We start from the raw sequence: 20,117 nt of genomic DNA, 5'->3' as shown, positions 1-20,117 counted from the left end.
AATTAACTGTTACCGCTAAGCGATGGATAGTCGGTGTAGCCCTCCGCACCTCCGCCATACAGTGTTTCAGGATTGAGCGGAGCCAGAGGTGCTCCCGACTTAAGTCTTTCGACGAAATCGGGGTTAGAAATGAAGGGGCGACCGAACGCGAACAAATCGGCTTTGTCCTGTGCAAGATGGTCAGACGCCAGCGCCAGGTCATAGCCATTGTTACCGATGTAAGTGTTTTTAAAGCGGCGACGCAGCGAAGTGTAATCGAACGGTGAGACATCACGGGGACCTCCCGTCGCGCCTTCAACAACATGCAGATAAACGATACCTGAAGCATCAAGTTGCTCTGCCAGGTAGTCATATTGTGGCTGCGGATCGCTGCATGAAATCGCATTAGCAGGTGAGACCGGTGAGATGCGAACGCCCGTCCGCGCTGCGCCGATCTCATCTTTCACGGCCTCCACGACCTCTAATAGCAGACGCGCACGATTCTCAACTGAACCGCCATATTCATCGGTGCGCTGATTGGCACCATCTTTCAGGAACTGCTCAAGCAGATAGCCATTTGCTCCGTGTATCTCTACGCCATCAAAACCTGCGGTAATCGCATTGGCCGAGGCCTTTCTGAAATCGGCAACAATGCCTTGTATTTCCTTCACCTCAAGCGATCTGGGTTCTGAAACATCAACAAAATGGTTGTTCACGAAGGTTTTGGTTTCAGCACGGATAGCTGACGGCGCGCCTGGTGCGGCACCTTCTGGCTGTAAATCGACATGTGAAATTCGACCTGTGTGCCACAACTGCACAAATATCCGTCCGCCTTTGTCATGTACCGCGTCTGTGACTTTACGCCAGCCCTCAATCTGGGCCTGCGTGTAGATCCCCGGCGTATCCTGATAGCCCTGCGCCTCTGCTGAAATCTGCGTAGCCTCGGTAATCAGTAACCCTGCTGTGGCACGCTGAGCGTAGTAAGTCGCTGCCAGTTCACCTGGCACCAGGCCTGCGCCTGCCCGGTTACGTGTCAGCGGAGCCATCACGATGCGATTCGCAAGCGTGACAGATCCCAGTTCATAGGGCTGAAATAAGGATTGATTCGTCATGGTTATTCCTTTGCGGATTAGCGGGTCAGTAAACTGATTTAATGATGATGATCGTAATCATTAAAGTCAACTGGTTTGATTATGATCATCATCAATGTATACTTAAGCTCAGTTTCAGGAGGAAAAGATGAAAGTGTCAAAAGAGCAGGTTCGCGAAAACAGGAACCGAATCGTTGAAACGGCGTCAGAACTTTTTCGTGAGCGGGGTTACGATGGGGTAGGCGTCGCTGAACTGATGTCAGCCGCAGGTTTAACGCATGGCGGGTTCTATAAGCACTTTGGGTCGAAAGCCGATTTGTTAGCCGAAGCGATGAGCTGCGGCTTCGCGCAATCGGCGGATAAAACTCAGGGTGTGAGTCGGGAAAAGTTCGTTGAATATTACCTTTCCCGGCAGCATCGCGATGATATGGCAAAGGGGTGTGTCATGTCGGCTTTGGGCACCGATGCAGCGCGCCAGTCTGAATCCATCCGCGAGACCTTTGCGGCCGGAATTGAACGACAGCTTGCCGTTTTAGAAACGGAACAGGTCACGCGTGCGGATCTGATCAATACGCTCGCGCATCTTGTGGGTGCCCTGATGCTTTCGCGTGCCTGCCCGGATAATTCCGGGCTTGCTGATGAAATTCTGGAGGTCTGCCGTACGCGTCTGATCAGCCCGGATGCCTGTAAAGATTGAATCGATGCTCTTGCCGTTCAACCTTACTGAAGCCGTTGCGGCATGGACTGAACGCACCAGCCCGCTGGCGTTTTATTATGAACGGCGGGAAAGCGTAATCCGGACTTCCCGTTCCGGATACCATTCCCATCAACGAGCTATCGATCAGTCGGCCATCCACCTGGCACAGTGACGCATCACTCAGCCGTTGTCGCGGAATCCGGGATAAAGGCTCATTCCACCATCGATAAAAAGCGTGGTGCCATGAACGTAATCAGAAAGATCACTGGCAAGCCAGACGACGGCGTTCGCCACATCTTCAGCCGCACCGATACGCCCGTAAGGGATGAGCTTTAACAGCGCTTTGCCAGCTTCACCCTGGGTGCTTTCCTCGTTGATGGCGGTAGCGATAGCGCCGGGTGCCACTGCATTGACACGAATACGTTCTTCACCCACTTCCTGAGCCAGACTTTTCATCAGCATGTCAACGCCGCCTTTTGATGCGGCATAGTTGACGTGTCCGGCCCAGGGAATGAGCTGATGAACCGAGCTCATATGAATAATCTTACCAACAGCTTTGCTGATGTCCTTGCGATGCTCCTGACGCTTGAACTGACGCAGCGCAGCACGCGCGCAGAGGAACTGGCCAGTCAGGTTCACGTCCAGAACGGTATTCCAGTCCTCTAGCGTCATCTCAATGGACGGGGCATCTTTCTGCAGTCCTGAGTTCGCCACCAGGATATCCAGCCTGCCAAATTCCTTGATCGTCTGGTCAAAAAGATTCTCTACATCCGCCTCTTTCGACACGTCACCTTTGACAGCAATTGCACGGCCTCCATCGGCGCGGATTTTCTCAGCCAGCTCCTCGGCCGGTTCCGCCTGGCTATGGTAGTTAATCACTACACAGGCACCTTCTTTAGCGAGTGCTTCTGCGCAGGCATAGCCGAGACCCGAGCTGGCACCGGTAACCAGCGCAACCTGATTTTTGAGAGAAAAGATCATGAGGCATCCTTATTTCTGTAAATGATGAGCGTCTTAAACCCGGCCGGCATCATCAGGGGAGTGAATATCGATGTATCGCTGACACTACGATGTCCAGCCACCCCCAAACTGATTAATCGGCTAGCCGGATCGGGCGCATGGGCCTGAGTCACTGAATTATAGATGTGAAGTACAGGGTTAGCCGCTAATGCGGTCCTGGTGGATAGTCAGGAAACGTTGAAGCAGGAACATAAGCAGTAAAAAATGGGATATCTGAAAGGCAAAAAAGCAGCTATCAGAAGATAGCTGCTTTTGACGCTCAGGCTTTTCTGGCTGGAATCACTTTTACTATTTATTGCTTATTGCCTGATAAACAGGCCAGAGCTTGATCATTTTCTATCAAGACCACGAGACCGGCCCCCTTTTCCTGAGGCAGAGGAGGTGGTAATGAACGCTAAAGAGTCTTTACCACCATTCCAGCCGCGGCCAGCATCATGATGGTACCGGCTGAACGGAAAAGGAGTCGTTGCGCTTTAGCGCTGGTCAGGAGATGGCGTATTCTGAGGGCTGCAAAAATAAAAACGGCTCCCACACTCAAAAGGACTAACACGGTAAGCGGAACCAGCAGTCCTCCCCACAACTGAAAAGATACATTATCGAGAGAGATAACCAGAGGCAGTATAGCCAGATAGAAAGCGATGGTTTTAGGGTTTCCCAGCGTTATGGTCAGCCCTGAAAACCAGACTGATGCCAGTTCTCGTTTTGTCGCTTTTTGATCGATATTTATTGCCTGAGGCTGGTGGCACCAGAACTGCCATGCCAGCAGGCATAAAAAGAGTGAGGCAGCCCAGTTAATCAGCGTAAAGAGAGAGGTATAGGTATGAGCGATCACCGCCAGACCAAATACCGCCACAGATAAATAAATCAAATCTCCGAGAATGAGACCGGCCAGCATCGTAAAGCCTGTTATTGCGCCCCCACTCACGCTGCGAGCGACTAATGCAGTCATCCCCGGACCCGGAATTGCAGCAGCTAAACCGAGTGCAGCAATATAAGATAGTATTTCAGTAGCTCCTGACATAGTTATTCCTGTTGAAATGCACTTCGGTAAAAGGCAACAGCGTTAGTTGTTTAAAAATGCCTGGTTATGAACGATGGTTGTCATATAAAAAGCTTAATTAAGGGTGAAAGATATGCATCCTTTTTATCAGTTGGTTTAACGTTGAAAGTGGATGTTCAATTATTGCATGGCGGATATTACTGCATTAATTTAACTACGCAGATGACAAGTTTAATTTTCATGTGCGCGCAGTGTTCTATCTGATCCTCTCTTCAAGAGATGATCGGCTCCCGGCATTCTTTAAATTAAATTGAATCATATGCATTAAATCAGGGTTCAGTTTTTCCTTATATTGTTTGTAATAACAGGCTGGAAAAGTAAAGATATTATGCAGCAGGAAAGCGGAAAATTGTTACCTATATTATTTACTTAACGCCTGTTTTTAGGTAAAAGTAACCCTAAACCGCCTCCATAAAGAAAGGAATTTCCCCTTATGACGCTCAGTTCGACAGATATTAAAATTCTCGAAATTTTACAGGACGATGCCCGGGTAACTAACCAGGTGCTGGCGGAGAAGATAAACATTTCAGCATCTCCCTGCTGGCGCAAAGTTCGTAAGCTCGAGGAAGATAAAGTTATTCAGGGCTATCGTGCTGTTCTTGACCGCAAGAAAATTGGGCTGGGAGTAATGGTTTTCATTCGGGTCGTCATTGACAGCCATAGCGAAGCGGAGGCCAGAAAATTTGAAGAGGAAGTGACTGCCCTGGAGGATGTGGTTGCCTGTTATAGCATCGGTGGGGATGCTGACTTTCTGCTACAGGTTGTGGCTTCAGATCTGGACTCCTATGCTGATTTTGCAATGTCAGTGGTACGCAGATTGCCAGGAATTAAAGAAATGCAGAGTATGTTTGTGCTTAAAGAGATCAAACCACTCGTTAGTTATCCTATTAAGAAAATCTCTGAGTAGTCTATTGCTGACGGGATGCCCAGTGACTGATTATCAATTCCGCATAGAGCGGATTTAATGATCAGGCACGCTACCTGCGTTATTCAGCGCACAAAACTGATATCCGGCATGATCTTACACAAGTTAATAGTGGCATAGCGTTAGCGAGCGTGCTGACTCTCCTCATTTTTCTGCTTTAACAACACGAGTATTTGTGATGACTTGATTGTTGATAACGGCCAATAGTGCCTTTCAAAACGGAGCAGCCAGCAGCTTAAACTTTAATTCATAGCCTCTCTTCAGCCAAAGTCAGCTTAAAAAGAGACGCTTATTTACATGAAATTATGCCATCAATCTTCCCCCAGCCATAAAGTCCATGCTTTACCGTGACGATAACCGTTGTACCGGGATTTGCCGGCGTAGTTTAAGCTTTAATGTCAGGGCGGGGTTTTCACGATGCCGCGCCCTGACAATCTTTCTTGCGACTGGATGATTTCAGTCGCCGAGCCTATTTAAGGCGTCTCATCAGAAAATCGGGCGCTAATCGCATCACGTTCGTAGCCCTGCGGTTGTGTCAGAATATGGTATAAATCAGGACGGCGACCATGGATCCAGCGACGTCCGGTACTCATTGCAAGCAGACTCAAATCAAGGTTAGCGCTCACCATAAAATCTTCCGCTGCCCAGGTTTCATTAATGATTCTTCCATAAGGATCCAGGATCATTGCATTACCTGTGCGCACCTCATCATCATCTGCACCTACGCCGTTACTGAAGAGAATAAATAAACCGTTGTCATGCGCACGAGCGGGCAGCCACCTCATCAGCCATTCCCGACCATTTGCCCCTTTGAATGCAGCAGTAATTTCTTCCCTTCGCGTTTCCCGTTCCGCCCAGAGCGTCAGCGGAATGGGTTTCATCGCATAAGGACTGCGGGAATCGGTACCGCCTGTCTGATGTGGCGCGAGAAGAATATCTGCACCCAGCAATGCCGTTGCACGCACATTTTCTACCAGATTATTGTCCCAGCAAATGAGGATACCTACTTTTACTCCCTAGGGCGTTTCAAAAACGGTAAAGCGGTCACCGCTGCTGATTGACGGATGTTCAAAAGCGTGGAGTTTGCGATGAGTATGCATTGAGCCGTCCGGCATACAGGCAACATACGCATTATAGAGGCGGCCATCATCGGCTCTTTCGATAAGCCCGGCGCCAATCAGCATTTGATGTTTCATCGCCAGGGAACGAATCAACGTAAGGGAAGGACTCCCCTCGATCGGCTCGGCGAGAGCAGTTACCTCAGCCGAGGTGAGTTTGGGTACATGCCAGTAGCCGGTAATACACATTTCCGGGAATGTGAGGATTTTCACCTGCTCAATCGCTGCCTGTTCAATAAATTTCTCCATTATCAGCAGATTATAATTTTTGTTATTTGCCAGATGCTGAAATTGCACGGTGGCAGCTTTTAAGGATGTATGGTTGCTCATGGTACTTCTCCGGTAATAATCGAAACTGAATTACATAACCATTGCTGATAACTGTATAATCAAAACATTTCCGGTTTCGATAACCTTTTGGAATGTAAAAATGAACATCCGCTTGCTTAAGGCCTTTTTGATGCTGGCTGAAAAAAGAAATTATGCCGACTCGGCACGGGCGTTGTTTATTTCGCAACCTGCATTGACCAAGCAGATTAATCTCCTTGAGTCCCTGGTGGAAACGTCACTGTTTACGCGGGGGCGACATGGAGCCACACTCACGGGCGGTGGCAGGCGTCTGCTGCCAGAGGCTGAAAAAGTGGTCAGGCAATCCCGATTATTTATGCATCATGCAGAGCGCGTTTCAAAAGGGATTGAAGGGCATTTAGCCGTGGGGTTCGGTCTCTCAAGTTTTTACCTTGCACCACGCTGTATGGCAGAATTTCGTCGGGAGTGTCCGGGGATAGAGATGTCATTGACGGATCTTCCTTCCTTCCAGCAGTACGAACTTTTGCAAAATGATGAGCTCCAGATCGGTTTTGTCAGAGTTCCGCCTCCTGTAGCGCTGGATTACCTGCCATTGTTTACCGATCGATTGGTTTTGATTGCGCCTGCAAGTTCACCGTCATTGCCTGTTGATGACTGGCTGAAGAAACGCCCTCTATTGCGACTTCATGCCGGGCGAGGACGGGGTTTAAATGCGCAAATTGATCGCTTTCTTCATGACAACGCGCTTTTCATATCATCCACTCAATTGAGTGATGATATACAAACTATTGTCGCGCTGGTCATCGCGGGCACGGGTGTTGCCCTTGTGCCATACAGTGTTATGCATATTGCACCGCCGGAGCTGGTTATTATTCCGTTAACAGGTGAGTCAATAAGCTGGAAAGTTGGCATTGCCTGGAACGCGAACCACGAGGATATAATCCGTGATAATTTTATTGCCAGTATTAAAAAGGGCATCGCGCTTCATGACGTCTGACCCTCCAGAAACAGGTACTCCTTTTGCCATATTGGATAGGGCAGGATTACTGACATAATTCTTAGTACCCTCTTCAGAAGAGGGTCATGATACGGAAGCGACCCTGGAGACGAATAATTTCCTGTTGCGGATAGGGCTTCTCAATACAAACCGTCATTCAAAACGTTCTGCACAGCAGGAATAGCATCCCCGTTTCGCATTATGTATCTGGATATAACTAATCTTCGGGCAAAAAAATGGCCGATGAGATCTTTAGCAACTTTACCCTCAGCTATATCCGCCTCTTTTAAAAAATGCTTTCCGTCATAGGCCCTTAATGACAGCGTTCTGCTTAGCAGGACTTCAGGTAATTCATTGATGTAAATGCCTTGCCGTGTGCATCCCTCCCATATATAGATTGCATGAGTACCAAAATAGGGCGTGTCGGCAGGCTGATAGATGTGATTAATCAGGAAGGCGCTTTCTCCAGCGGGGATATCGCACAATGAGATTCTGTCGGGATAACCCGGATAGCACTCTACCGTTTGTCGTACTGCATGGTGTTTTTTCAGATATTCATCGCTCTGTCCAAAAAGATGAGCAAATTGCCCGGCGTTCAGGCCAGAAATTTTATATTTTATAGCATCCCTCTCTTTTCATCATAACACCGCGAATAATGACGTTATCGAATACTGTGAGGAGAAACTCGCCGTTATCGGTCAGGGAATTTTATGATGTGGCCGTTCGACAGTGGCAGGCGAGTGCTTCATCAGCTGCGAACTTCTCAGACGCTGGCTGATACCTTCACACAAGCGCTAAGACCTCATAACCCGACCGCTGCACTCAAATTACTCTGTTCCCTCTCAATCCTTCCGGTTCTTCTGTCGTCACTTCATTAAAAAGATCGCTGAACTCCGCCCGGTAACGACATACTCGTCACATAAACTAAGGTTGACGAATACTTTTTTGTGACAAATAACACAACCTCATTACATCTTCCGGCGGGAAAGAATTTTTATCGTGATAATGGTTTTACTCAGTACATTGCAGTTTTACAGAGTAAAACAAAACGCTTTGCGGATTGCACGTAAAGCGATGACAAAATTGTGAGGATCATCATGTCTGAAAAACAGCACATCACGACTTTCTCTGCCGATATTGAGCAGCAGACCGTTAAGAAGGTGGTCTGGCGCATTTTGCCCTTCCTGATTGTTTGTTATCTGATTGCCATTATCGATCGCGGCAACATTGGGATGGCTTCGTTGCAGATGAACGAAGATTTAGGGTTGTCGAAAGCGGTATTTGGTTTTGCGAGTAGTCTGTTTTTTGTCGGTTACTTCCTGTTTGAAGTACCCAGCAATCTGGCCATGCAGAAAATTGGCGCAAAGATTTGGATCTCTCGCATCATGGTGTCGTGGGGTATCATCTCTGTCTGTACCGCCTTTGTTGAAAGTGCCAATACACTCTATATATTGCGCTTTTTACTGGGTGCCGCTGAGGCTGGATTTTTCCCTGGCGTCATTCTTTATCTGACTTACTGGATCCCCGGAAAGTACCGTGCACGCGTGATTGCTACCTTTATGGTGGCCATTCCTGCGGCGAACTTTATTGGATCGCCCATTTCTGGTCTGATTTTGTCACTGGATGGCTGGTACGGTATGCGTGGCTGGCACTGGTTATTTATCCTGGAGGGTATTCCGGCGGTCATTCTGGGAATTGCAGCCTTCTTTTTACTGAGCAATCGTCCCACTAATGCCAGCTGGTTAAATCAGGAACAAAAAGCGTGGCTGAACAGCACACTCGAAGCCGAAAATGCGAAGAAGAAGGCGATAGGTCATATCTCTTTGTGGCAGTTGCTGCGTCACAAACATATCTGGGTGATGGCGCTGATTTATGCAGGCGCGTCTGCGGCGGGCTCAACGCTGAGCGTCTGGTCTCCGCAACTGCTTAAATCGTTTGGACTGGATAACTTCACCACCGGTTTAGTCAATGCGATTCCCTACGGCCTGGCCTCCATTCTGATGATTATCTGGGGCAGAAGTTCTGACCGCAGCGGAGAGCGTCGCTGGCACACTGCGTTAACGCTGTTCTTAATTGCAGGTGGCCTGCTGTCAGCCTTTATCACCAATAGTCTGACCGGCAGTGTAGTAATCCTGTCGCTGGTATTAATCGGAGCCTACTCAATGAAAGGACCTTTCTGGGCGCTGGCATCGGGATGGATGTCATCGACTACCGCTGCAGCGGGTCTGGCGGCTATCGGTGCGATGGCGAACCTGATCGGCGGTGGGGTGATGGTCAATGTTTATGGCATTATCAATCAGGCGACCGGCAGTCATACGCTGGCCATGGTGCCACTGGCTATCCTCTGTGGCATCGGGGGCATTGCCGTGCTGGTCATGGGCCGCAAAAAAGAGTTAACCATCGACGTTGAAAATAGCGCTTCGTCAGTCAGTAAATAAAGTAATCTCGCCTGCAGACGCTTAGCAGCGCCTCTGCAGGCGGGTTCTTCCGGCTTTATCTCTGCCATATAAACATTCCACATCCTGTCATTACCTGAATCAGTCTGCTGGTTGTTGATGTCTGTTATGTGTCAGATGCGGAAAGAACTTACCTTTGGGGATTTACTGACAATACCCAGTTCAGAACTGTTAAGCATGAGATCAATAAAGGCGCGTACAGCAGGATTTGAACGCCTGCTCGCATGCCATACCGCAGAAATATTATGCCGCTCTACTGAAAAATCAGTGAGAAGGGGCACTAACTCCCCGCGCTTAACCCAGGAAGCAGCCATAAAACTCGACACCATGCCTATTCCGGCACCGGCAGCCACAGCCGCGATAACGGCCTCGCTTGCATCGACGATGACAGCATATGATGGCACAATTTCAATCTCCCGCTCGCCAACCCGGAACGGCCAGCGAAAAATCTGCCCCGTATTTTGATATCGCAAATTAACCGTTTTATGCCCGATAAGATCATTGGGGTGTTCGGGTTCCGGGCATCGGGTCAAATAATCTGGCGAAGCATAACAACCTATTTGATATGGCGACAGGCGACGCGACAGAAGATTTGAATCTGCGAGGTCGCCGATCCGGATGGCTATATCAATACTCTCGTCAACAATGCTAATTACGCGATCACTCAGCTTTAAGTCGATTGTCACTTTAGGATGAAGTGCACAGTATTGCGGAAGGAGAGGCGCGATCACATGAACACCAATCGGAAACGATGCCGCAATGCGTAATGTTCCCGCTGGCTCCTCTCGCGATCGCATGGCGACCTGCTCAAGCTCCTCAGCATCGCGTAATAACTGCAGCGTGCGCTCGTGCAGTTCACGACCCTCAGCAGTCAGCACCAGCGAACGGGTGGTTCGGGTGAACAATGTGATGCCAAGACGCTGCTCCAGTCTCTGAATACTTTTACTTATCGCGGAAGGGGAAACTGCCAGCGAGCGAGCGGCAGCGGTAAAGCTGCCGAGCGATCCCGCACGAGCGAATGCAATCAGACCTGTTAGTCTTTCAAAGATTATTTGTTCCTTCATGGCAATATTAAAGCGAAATCCAGCCCCATTATCAATCATCACAATTGGTCATATTCTGGCACCTGAATCTGTGTTGGAGTGAAATTGCCATGACTGAAATGATGAAAGCAGTACAGCTACATGCGTTTGGTGGCCCGGAGAATCTCAGGTATGAAGATGCACCCCGCCCAACTATCGGGGCTGACGAAGTCCTTGTGCGCGTGCATGCCGCAAGTCTGAACCCACCAGACTTGTATCTGCGTGATGGTTATCGGGCGCTTCCGCCTGAGTGGCGGCCCGAACCCCACTTTCCCTTAATCCTGGGAACGGATGTTTCAGGTGTTATAGAAGCCGTGGGCGAAAATGTTTCCGCATTCAGCACCGGAGATGAAGTCTATTCAATGGTGCGTTTTCCTGATGGGGTAATGGCCGGTAGTGGAGCTTATGCCGACTATGTAAGCGTTCCTGCATCAGAGGTGGCGTTAAAACCTCAGGGAATAGACCATATCCAGGCCGCGGGTGCCCCGATGTCACTGCTCACCGCGTGGCAATTTCTTGTCGACGTCGGCCATGATGCGCCCAATCCGTTTCAATCTTTCAACCATAAACCGGTTCTGCTTGAAGGCCAGACGGTGATGGTTAACGGTGCAGGAGGTGGCGTAGGGCACATTGCTGTTCAGATCGCGAAGTGGAAGGGTGCGAGAGTCATTGCCGTCGCTTCTTCCCGTCATGAAGTGCTTATGCGCGAACTGGGCGCAGATGATTTTATCGACTACACCAAAGTAGCCGCTGAGAATGTAGTGAAAGACGTCGATCTGGTTATTGATGCTGTTGGCGGAAAGCATATAGAGCGCTTTTTAAGCTGCATCAGACAGGGCGGAGCACTATTTCTGGTGAATCCTTTGAGTTTTACCGGGCAGACTGAGGCCGCTCAAAAAGGGATTACTGTGTCAACAACGCAAGTGCGTTCAAGTGGTCTGCAGCTATCTGAAGCGGGGCTTTTACTGGAAAAAGGCATTATCAACGTCGTGATTGACAGCACCTATCCGTTAGCCATGGCATCAGCCGCACATCAGCGCGCTTCGTCAGGAAGTATCCAGGGCAAAATTGTGCTGACTAACTTCTGATAACCCCATACCTGATCAGTCATTTTCTGAGGGCGAATAGTAGTCAGTTAAAGGAAAAATAAGATGCTTATCATTTCCGGTTATATGTACATTGATCCTTCTGTCCTGGAACAATTTATGGGAGAACTTAAGTTATTGGCGAATGCCGTTCGACAACGTGATGTAAACCTTTTGTATAACGCTGCCGTGGAGGACTATCAGACCGGAAGATTGCTTATATCAGAACGATGGGTGGATCAGGACGCGCTCAATGCCCATCTTATAAAAACCGACACGGTAGAGTTTATAAACCGATGGCAGGGAAAAATGAAGGGGGAACTCTTCAAATATGACGCCTGTAACGAGAGAGGGCTTATGGATGGGTAAATAAAAATCTTATTTAAATCGAGAGTACTTTATTATCAAGCCTCGGATCTGTGAGTAATCGCTCTTCGCTCATAGCAGGCATAAGCCTGGACGATGGTCTGCTTTGTGCCAGAAGCGGACATCAGAGGCTTAAGCAGCAAGGATATTTTTCGGAGCTGAGCAGGCCGGATCTGTCAGATAAATATATTGAGTGATATTTATCTGCTTTCATCTTTTGCAAAACTGGCGTTTAGTCTTTTCAGCACTTCACTTATGCCCCTGCTGACAATCCGATCCTCCCGCATTACTGTCCCCAGAGTCCGGTGAAGCGAGGGCGTCACAGAGTAAAGGCTGAGACCCTGACTTTCTTCCATACCAGCAACGGACATAAGGGGAACGATGCTGTAGCCCAGACCGGAACGTACCATTCTTTTGATTGCTTCAATACTGCCAAGTTCCATCACAGGGCTGGCAGTATGCCCGGCATACCGGAACCATTCGTCGATTAGGGCGCGTGTCCCGCTTCCGGGTTCAAAGATAATCAGCGGCAGTGACAAAAGGGCGTCGGGAGACAGCGGGTTGGCACTCTGCTCTGATGCATCCTTTTCCATGATAACAACAAACTCATCAGTACCCAGCGGGCTTACGCTCAGGCATTTGCCGGTTACTGGAAGCCTTACAAGTCCAATGTCTATACGATTCTCCCCTACGCTCCGAACAATATCGGAAGTATTGCCCGTGCGTACGTCTACTTTCAGCAGGGGATGTGCCTGTCGCAGCTGTTGCAGTAAGGGAGGCAGAAGATGAATACAGGCTGTTGCACCAGTGCCAACAGTAACGGTGCCGGTGATGTCGTCTGAATGCAGAGACACCGATTCAATGGCCGTATTTACCACTGAATCAATTTTCATACAGTGCTCAGAAAAAGTCAGTCCGGCAGGAGTGGGCCTTATCCCCCGGCTGGTTCTCTCAATAAGCCGGACATGGAGCGCCTGCTCCAGCTGTCTTATCTGCAGGCTGACAGCAGGCTGTGATAGTCCGAGAGCTTCTGCCGCTCCGGAGAAACTGCCCCGGCTGATGACCATCCTGAAAGTAGCAAGGTGATCAAGGTTCAGGTTTGCCATGCCAAAGTTTTCCTTATACCGCTGATAAGTCCCGCGGCCTGTCTGAAATTATTTACCCGGGTTAATCTTTGTTTCTGACCGGATAAAGAGCAATACCGATGGAAATAACCGAAGCAGATGAAAGACATATTACTGCTATCCAGCAGATTTATGCTTATCACGTATTACATGGCACCGCCACTTTTGAAACCGAACCGCCAGATGTACCTGAAATGGCAGCCCGCCTGCAAAAGGTGCGTTCAGCAGGACTGCCCTGGTTTGTGGCGGTTGATGATGGGCAAGTCCGGGGATACTGCTACCTGTCATTTTACAGGGAACGGCGCGCCTACCGGTTTACCCTGGAAGACTCAGTCTATATTGACGCCACTTGTCAGGGGCGGGGCTACGGCAAAATGCTGTTATCCCGTGCGATAGCCTGGGCAGAAGCCCGTGGCTTTCGCCAGCTCGTGGCCGTGGTAGGTAATAGCGAAAATACTGCCTCCCTTGCCCTGCACCGCGCCGCAGGCTTCAGCATCACTGGCACACTCAGTTCGGTAGGATTCAAGCACGGGCGCTGGCTCGATACGGTCATTCTGCAGCGCACGCTTGGACAGGGCGACTCCACGCTTGCGGAGAGCATAGTTTGACAGCCGGACATCTGACAGGCCGCAGCATTTTCTGTATCGGTATGACACAGCTTATTAACTGGGGTATTACGTTCTACATGCCGGGCGTTTTCGGAGCCGCCATCATGGCGGAGACGGGCTGGTCTCCCGTGGTGACATTCTCTGGTCTGACCGTTGCCATGCTGGTTATGGGGCTGGTTTCACCGCTGACCGGTTCCGTCATGGCCCGGACCGGAGGACGCATGATGATGATGGCGGGAACCTTCGCCATAACCATTGGGTGTTTTCTGATGGCGATTACCCATTCCACGGTGGCATGGATTGCGGTTTGGGTCCTGACGGGTGTCGGCATGCGCCTTGCCTTGTATGACGCTGCGTTTGCCCTGCTTGGGGAAACCGCAGGTGCCGGGGCCCGAAGAGCAGTCTCTCTGGTTACACTGCTGGGCGGCCTCGCGTCAGCTGTGTTCTGGACTGCTGGCGCGGCCCTGCTGCAAATTACCGACTGGCGGCATGCCTTACTCGTTTACGGGTGTGCGGGTCTGGTGGGCCTGCTTTTTCTGACCGCCGTTCCGGCAGGCCGTCGGGTAAAACCTCCTGCTGCTGGTCGCTCTGAGCTTCCGGCGGCAGGGACCGCAGAGAAACGAAAAGGATTTATCAGCGGCCTGTGGTATGCCGCCCTGATAGCGCTGCTCAGCTTTGTCTCCACCGGCGTGTCTACGCATTTCCCCCAGATACTGGCCGCTTATAGCATGCCTGCCCTGGCCGGCATGCTTTGGGGCGTGGGACAGGTGAGTGCCCGCCTGCTGGACGTGGCCTCCGGCGCACGAATCTCCGCACTACGCCTGAACCTTATTACCGGTATCCTGCTGCCACTCTGTTTTATGACCGGCCTTGCGGGGTACGTTACGCCTGTGGCAACAGCCCTCTTCGTCCTGGGTTATGGAGCCGTGAACGGACTGTGCACGGTCGTGAAGGCCTTACTTCCTCTCGTGCTGTTTGATCCGCAACATTACGCCCGCAAAACAGGCATGCTGTTATCACCAGGATTTTTTCTCGCGGCACTTGCCCCTTCTGCTTATGCCATGCTGCTGGAACGGGACGGCGTAGGCGGTACGCTGCTTATTTCAGCTTTCCTGACACTGTTCATTACGGCGATTTCCGTAGTGCTCTGGCGACGTCATTCCGGCTCAGGAGTACAGAGCCGTGATTAGAAAATACTACATCTGCCCGGGAAAAACGTTTGATACGGTTCGCGATACTATCAGGATTTGATCTGGATTAATCCGTATCTTGTGTTTTCGCTTTTCGCACATATCGGACTTTATCTGATGCAGATGTCCGCTTTGTGCCAGAAGCGGACATCGGATAATAATTTATATTAATATTTAGAAGAAGAACATTCAGCCATAATAACCTCCTGAATTACAGTCATTAATTTTCATTTATGCAGCCTTAAAATTAAATCTATTTTTGCACTTTTAATTTTACAGTCATGGGAAGATTCCTGGCAGGTTTGCCCTTTTCAAAACGCCATTTTGATACGGCTGTTATTACAGCATTATCGAACAAGTGGTCTGGTGTAGACTCGATAATTCTCATCTGACTTACCCTGCCTTCTGCATCAACGTCAAAGTTAAACTTAACCATACCTTCTATCCGGTTCTTAGCCGCATAGTATGGGTAAACGGGTCGATCTTGTCGAAGGGGCTTGGGTTGTTCAACTTTAACAGGTGAATAAGTGGTACATGCATTAAGTACAAGAACAGCCAGAATCATCATAAACCCATACATAACAATATCCTTTTGTTGATAAACATTATCATTATACTTAAACATCAACGGAAGGACATTTGCTGAACTCATCGAATATCGCGTTATAATCCAAAAAAACAGTGGATATAACCCCAATAAATCCTGCTCCCGTCTTGCTGCAAACTAGTCATCCGCTCCTTGCTCATAGCGGACATATCCTTCATAACACATGCCCTTCAATTGACACTTCAAAGAAACCGCTACAGGCAGCCACCTCATTCAATAGGCGGAATAGTCGTTAACGATTGAAGGGTAATAAACCCATTTATGTGGGCGAAGGCAAGTAAGCCAGGACGGCATAGAACAGAATAAGATTCGTGTTGTAAAACCTGACAGCTAAGCATTACGCTCTATTGCAGCAGATTAAACCTATTAATCAGCCGACCAGAAAGCGCTGTTACCTGTCTGGTCGGCTGGAGAGGGCGGTTCAGACTACCGGACTTTCGTTTTTCAGCGATTCTGCCAGCACGTTTAATATGTTACTGGCCGCGACGGTGCCCATCTTCACGTAGGAGTTATCGCTGACGCCGCCGATGTGTGGCGACAGAATCACATTTCCAACACTCTGCCAGATATGCGGCGCAGTCAGGGGTTCTGTGGCAAAACTGTCCAGTGCGGCCCAGTCGACAGTGCCATTATCCAGCGCCGCTAACAGCGCTTCTTCATCAATGAGACCACCGCGTGCCGTGTTCACCAGGATGGCGCCTTTTTTAAACAGAGCCAGTTTCTCAGCGTTAATCATCTGTTGCGTCTGTTCGGTTAACGGGCAGTGCAGCGAAATGACATCTGCCTGTTGCAGCAGGTCGTCAAGTGAGGACGATTCACACTCATCGGGAAAGGTTCGGGCAAAAGGATCATAAGCGAGCACCTTCATGCCAAAAGCACGGCCAATGCGGGCAACACGACCGCCTATGGCACCAAGCCCTACCAGACCCAGCGTTCTGCCCTCCAGCTCCACCGACTTATGGGTCGATTTGTCCCAGTGTCCCTGGCGCATGCGCTGATCAAGCGGTATCACCGATTTTGCACAGGCTAAAATTAACGCCCAGGTATGCTCGGCCACGGCCGCTGCGTTGGCCCCCGGGGCTGACTGAACACTGATATGACGTTCAGCCGCCGCCTTTTGGTCGATAACGTCAATGCCGCTGCCGTGTTTGGAAATAACCCGCAGGTCAGGCGCGGCATCCATAATGCGGGCGTTGATTTTTCCGTATCGGACGATAATCGCCACAGGATTATGCTGCTGGCAGAGCTGGAACAGGCTATCTTCGCTGGGCTGTTTGCCGGCATAAACAATGCTGAAGTCACTAAGCAGGTTTACTGCCTGCGGTGCCAGGTCATTACCCGTCACCAGGATCACGGGAGAAGAGGTTGTCATCAGAGCGTCTCCCCATCGTCCAGCATGCCAGCGGTTTGCAGGGCTTTCTCTAACCACGGCGCGCGAAGGTCGCCATCACGAATGGCTGCAATACGGCTGGTTTCGAAATCGAGTTTTTTCTGGGCCAGTTCGAGCAACGCAGGAACGTCTTCACGCGGCAGAACCACCACGCCATCAATATCCCCGATGACGAGATCGCCTGGCTGAATGGCTGCGCCCGCCACAGAAACAGGGTAGTTGACCCGTCCCGCAATGGACTTGGTCGGGCCGCAGGGATTCAGGCCCGCAGAGAAAACCGGGAAGCCGTTCGCGCTCAGTGCATCGGCGTCACGCACCGCACCATCAATAATAATTCCGGCGATGCCGGAGGCTTCTGCCTGGGTGGACATTATCTCACCGATTAATGCACAGCTGATATCGCCTTTGCCATCGACCACAATGACATCGCCCGGCTGGGCAATCGCCAGCGCGGCGTGGATCGCCAGGTTGTCGCCCGGTCTCACCTCGACAGTGATAGCCGGTCCGGCGACTTTCATTGTGGGGGACACAGGTTTTACGCGACCGTGCAGCGTTCCGCGTCGTCCGGCAACATCAGCAAGGATTGCCGCCTGAAACTGAGCAGCCTGTTTTACGCGCTCTGGTGCGATACGGATAATGTCGCGATTGATGAAGGTATTCTCTGCATGGGGCATAAATTAATCCTCTTTGTTTTACCAGGCACAACTAAGTTGTACAGTATAAAACTACTATATCGATGTTAATTGAGTTCGCACCAGTGTTAAGCATTCATTTGTGATGTAAATACGATGTGAATCACAAATTGCGCGGTAAACTGCCTGCCGTCGCAAACAGGAGGACGTACCGATGGGGAATGAAGGCGTAATTGCCGTAGAAAAAGCGCTGGCGCTGCTGGATTGTTTCAGGCCTGGTGAGGAATCACTGACGCTGACCGCGCTGGCGCAGCTTTCGGGGTACCATAAAACGACAGTTTATCGTCTGATGAACTCACTTGAGCGCATGAACTATGTCATTCGTCGCGACAATGGCGTTTATACCCTGGGGCCAAGACTGCTTTATCTGGGCAAGCTCTATGAACAATCCTTTCATCTGGCCAGTATCGTTCAGCCTGAACTTCACGCACTGGCGACTGCGACAGGCGAAAGCGCCACATGGTATGTGATTGAAAACGGTCAACGACTCTGTCTTTTCAGAGCGGAGCCCTCTGAAGGACTGCGTGAAACACGTCTGCCCGGCACTTATCTGCCGCTGGATAATTCGGCCATCGGGCAGGTGCTTCGTTACTGGGGGCTGAATGAACCTCTGTTTGACTCTGTACCTGAACTCCCGCTCTTCACGTCAGGTATCCGCGATCCGCATATCGCGGCATTCTCCGTACCGGTGTTTGGTGAAGGTAACAAACTGCTCGCGGCGCTGGCATTAACCGGTCCGGCTTCACGCCTGACGCAATCGATGCGCGACAGTGAGATGGGAAAACTGATGAAAGAGGCGGCCTGCAGGCTTTCGGTAAAATCAGGTGCACATAAAGTGATGTGTGATAACGTTTATAAAATTTAGTCGTCTTGCTTTGCTGCGACCGGAAGGTATTAGTTGCCCCAACTATGCTGCGTTTTAACGCTCTGCGGGTGGGAACCGATTGATTTCCGCTAAATGACCAACAGCACGCTGGCGTGCCTGATTATGGGATCATGAAAGCCTCCGCGCCATAAGTGGAGGCGAAAGATCACGCCACCTCTGACATCTCTTGCTAAGCCCTCTTTGTGCGAGGCTTTTTACACCCGGATTTTACATCAGGTGTTAAAAGACTCGCAGCCTCATGAAAATTTCCCCGCTTTACTGCCCCAACATGAATTTCCTTCATGTTCGTTGAAATTTAATCACTTTTTTTCAACCGGGTGTTGAGGCATAAAGTAAGAATTGTTAATAACTTTGAGTCATATGAATAGTTGTAAAGGGATAGCCACGCTGGATAACCCTTAAAAGCAACAACGCATATCAGCGACCAGGATACCCGATAGCGATGAACAACTTAGCCTTTACCCTCAAGCGCATTCGTTTCGACGAAAACTATAATCCTTCGAAAAATACGCGGGCGACGACTAACTTCGCTAATTTAGCGCGCGGCGAAAAACGTCAGGAAAACCTGCACAACGCCCTGGTGATGATCGACAATCGTTTCAACTCTCTGGCGCACTGGGACAATCCAAAGGGCGACCGCTACTCAGTTGAACTTGAGATTATTTCTGCTGAGCTGAATCTTCGTCCCGGAAGCAGCGACGAAACGTTCCCGGCGATTGAGATTTTAAAAACGCATATCGTGGATCATAAAACCGGTCAGCGCACCGAGGGGATTGTCGGCAATAACTTCTCTTCCTATGTGCGTGATTATGATTTCAGCGTTGTTCTGTCAGAACATAACAAAGGTCAGACTGAATTCAGCCTGCCGGATGATTTTGGTCAGCTGCATGGCAATATTTTCAAAAGTTTCGTGAACTCAGCGGTCTATAAAGAGAACTTCAGTAAATCGCCGGTTATCTGCCTGAGTGTATCGAGCAAAAACACCTACGTGCGCACCGGTAATCAGCATCCGGTATTGGGCATTGAATATCAGCAGGATGAACCTTCCCTGACTGACTTCTATTTCGGAAAAATGGGTCTGAAAGTGCGTTTCTTCATGCCGCAGGGCAGTGTTGCGCCGCTGGCTTTCTATTTCCACGGTGACCTGCTCAGCGATTACACCAATCTCGAGCTGATCAGCACCATCAGCACCATGGAAACTTTCCAGAAGATCTATCGCCCTGAAATTTACAACGCGAATTCTGCTGCGGGACAGTGCTATCAACCCACGCTGCAGCATCAGGATTATTCGTTAACCCGGATTGTTTACGATCGCGAAGAACGCAGCCGCCTTGCTGTCGAACAGGGTAAGTTTACTGAGACGCATTTTATTAAGCCGAATCAGACACTTCTCGCGCAATGGTCTGCTGAATCCGTTCTTTGATTAATTAAATAT

Annotated in this window: 18 protein-coding genes and 2 pseudogenes; 10 read left to right on the top strand and 10 right to left on the bottom strand. The window is 49.9% G+C overall.

What is annotated here, in order from left to right:
- Positions 1–2: 2 nt before the first annotated feature.
- Positions 3–1,091, bottom strand: a complete 1,089-nt coding sequence (locus AC6I8B_RS21240; RefSeq protein ID WP_157353352.1) for an alkene reductase — start codon at positions 1,089–1,091, stop codon at positions 3–5.
- Positions 1,092–1,218: 127 nt separating this feature from the next.
- Here AC6I8B_RS21240 and AC6I8B_RS21235 point away from each other — a divergent pair, with 127 nt between their 5' ends.
- Positions 1,219–1,767 carry a TetR/AcrR family transcriptional regulator gene (locus tag AC6I8B_RS21235; protein ID WP_157353353.1) on the top strand — a complete coding sequence of 183 codons (549 nt, stop codon included), beginning with the start codon at positions 1,219–1,221 and terminating at the stop codon, positions 1,765–1,767.
- A 180-nt stretch (positions 1,768–1,947) separates the two neighbouring features.
- Here AC6I8B_RS21235 and AC6I8B_RS21230 read toward each other — a convergent pair whose 3' ends face one another.
- Together AC6I8B_RS21230 and AC6I8B_RS21225 are read right to left on the bottom strand one after the other, a co-directional pair.
- Positions 1,948–2,748: an SDR family oxidoreductase gene (locus tag AC6I8B_RS21230; RefSeq protein WP_157353354.1), complete on the bottom strand. Its 801-nt coding sequence runs from the start codon at positions 2,746–2,748 to the stop codon at positions 1,948–1,950.
- A 433-nt stretch (positions 2,749–3,181) separates the two neighbouring features.
- A complete protein-coding gene (locus AC6I8B_RS21225) occupies positions 3,182–3,808 on the bottom strand; it encodes a LysE family translocator (protein WP_157353355.1) in 627 nt (208 codons plus the stop codon).
- 472 nt (positions 3,809–4,280) lie between these two features.
- On the opposite strand from AC6I8B_RS21225, the gene AC6I8B_RS21220 reads away from it, so the two are divergent.
- On the top strand, positions 4,281–4,754 hold the full coding sequence (locus AC6I8B_RS21220) for an Lrp/AsnC family transcriptional regulator (protein ID WP_157353356.1): 474 nt from the start codon (positions 4,281–4,283) through the stop codon (positions 4,752–4,754).
- A 491-nt stretch (positions 4,755–5,245) separates the two neighbouring features.
- Here AC6I8B_RS21220 and AC6I8B_RS21215 read toward each other — a convergent pair.
- Positions 5,246–6,220 (bottom strand): annotated as a pseudogene (locus AC6I8B_RS21215) (nitrilase family protein).
- Between the two features lie 100 nt (positions 6,221–6,320).
- Between AC6I8B_RS21215 and AC6I8B_RS21210 the strand changes: the two are divergent.
- Entirely contained in the window at positions 6,321–7,196 is an 876-nt protein-coding gene (locus tag AC6I8B_RS21210; protein WP_497817754.1) for a LysR family transcriptional regulator, read from the top strand.
- Between the two features lie 153 nt (positions 7,197–7,349).
- On the opposite strand, the pseudogene AC6I8B_RS21205 reads toward AC6I8B_RS21210, so the two are convergent.
- Positions 7,350–7,816 (bottom strand): annotated as a pseudogene (locus AC6I8B_RS21205) (DUF1203 domain-containing protein).
- 477 nt (positions 7,817–8,293) lie between these two features.
- Here AC6I8B_RS21205 and AC6I8B_RS21200 point away from each other — a divergent pair.
- Positions 8,294–9,634 (top strand): MFS transporter, encoded by a 1,341-nt coding sequence (locus AC6I8B_RS21200; protein WP_033768614.1) that lies wholly within the window; start codon positions 8,294–8,296, stop codon positions 9,632–9,634.
- A 131-nt stretch (positions 9,635–9,765) separates the two neighbouring features.
- Here the strand turns inward: AC6I8B_RS21200 and AC6I8B_RS21195 are convergent, their stop codons facing one another.
- Entirely contained in the window at positions 9,766–10,716 is a 951-nt protein-coding gene (locus AC6I8B_RS21195) for a LysR family transcriptional regulator (RefSeq protein WP_157353408.1), read from the bottom strand.
- Positions 10,717–10,805: 89 nt separating this feature from the next.
- On the opposite strand from AC6I8B_RS21195, the gene AC6I8B_RS21190 reads away from it, so the two are divergent.
- Entirely contained in the window at positions 10,806–11,822 is a 1,017-nt protein-coding gene (locus AC6I8B_RS21190) for an NADP-dependent oxidoreductase (RefSeq protein ID WP_157353359.1), read from the top strand.
- 63 nt (positions 11,823–11,885) lie between these two features.
- Positions 11,886–12,188, top strand: a complete 303-nt coding sequence (locus AC6I8B_RS21185) for a putative quinol monooxygenase (RefSeq protein ID WP_497817753.1) — start codon at positions 11,886–11,888, stop codon at positions 12,186–12,188.
- 197 nt (positions 12,189–12,385) lie between these two features.
- Here the strand turns inward: AC6I8B_RS21185 and AC6I8B_RS21180 are convergent, their stop codons facing one another.
- Entirely contained in the window at positions 12,386–13,291 is a 906-nt protein-coding gene (locus tag AC6I8B_RS21180) for a LysR family transcriptional regulator (RefSeq protein WP_497817752.1), read from the bottom strand.
- Between the two features lie 98 nt (positions 13,292–13,389).
- Here AC6I8B_RS21180 and AC6I8B_RS21175 point away from each other — a divergent pair, with 98 nt between their 5' ends.
- The gene (locus AC6I8B_RS21175; protein ID WP_157353361.1) at positions 13,390–13,917 is read left to right on the top strand and encodes a GNAT family N-acetyltransferase; all 528 of its coding nucleotides are present in this window, start codon (positions 13,390–13,392) and stop codon (positions 13,915–13,917) included.
- On the top strand, positions 13,914–15,107 hold the full coding sequence (locus AC6I8B_RS21170) for an MFS transporter (protein WP_157353362.1): 1,194 nt from the start codon (positions 13,914–13,916) through the stop codon (positions 15,105–15,107). Before AC6I8B_RS21175 ends, AC6I8B_RS21170 begins: the two co-directional genes overlap by 4 nt.
- A gap of 253 nt (positions 15,108–15,360) precedes the next feature.
- Here AC6I8B_RS21170 and AC6I8B_RS21165 read toward each other — a convergent pair whose 3' ends face one another.
- The 3 genes from AC6I8B_RS21165 to AC6I8B_RS21155 all read right to left on the bottom strand — a co-directional run bounded on the left by AC6I8B_RS21165 (position 15,361) and on the right by AC6I8B_RS21155 (position 17,778).
- Entirely contained in the window at positions 15,361–15,759 is a 399-nt protein-coding gene (locus AC6I8B_RS21165) for a TonB family protein (protein WP_232526468.1), read from the bottom strand.
- 376 nt (positions 15,760–16,135) lie between these two features.
- The gene (locus AC6I8B_RS21160) at positions 16,136–17,086 is read right to left on the bottom strand and encodes a hydroxyacid dehydrogenase (RefSeq protein ID WP_157353363.1); all 951 of its coding nucleotides are present in this window, start codon (positions 17,084–17,086) and stop codon (positions 16,136–16,138) included.
- A complete protein-coding gene (locus AC6I8B_RS21155; RefSeq protein WP_010247523.1) occupies positions 17,086–17,778 on the bottom strand; it encodes an RraA family protein in 693 nt (230 codons plus the stop codon). The genes AC6I8B_RS21160 and AC6I8B_RS21155 overlap by 1 nt, the downstream gene beginning before the upstream one ends.
- 172 nt (positions 17,779–17,950) lie before the next feature.
- Between AC6I8B_RS21155 and AC6I8B_RS21150 the strand changes: the two genes are divergently transcribed.
- Positions 17,951–18,661 (top strand): IclR family transcriptional regulator, encoded by a 711-nt coding sequence (locus tag AC6I8B_RS21150; protein ID WP_010247520.1) that lies wholly within the window; start codon positions 17,951–17,953, stop codon positions 18,659–18,661.
- Between the two features lie 463 nt (positions 18,662–19,124).
- On the top strand, positions 19,125–20,105 hold the full coding sequence (locus tag AC6I8B_RS21145) for a DUF1852 domain-containing protein (protein WP_157353364.1): 981 nt from the start codon (positions 19,125–19,127) through the stop codon (positions 20,103–20,105).
- Positions 20,106–20,117 lie beyond the last annotated feature (12 nt).

This window comes from Pantoea sp. X-Soil-ISGK-285 (genome assembly GCF_059730815.1).
Note: the sequence above shows the minus strand (reverse complement) of the source record. Positions and strands in the feature narration are given on the sequence as shown.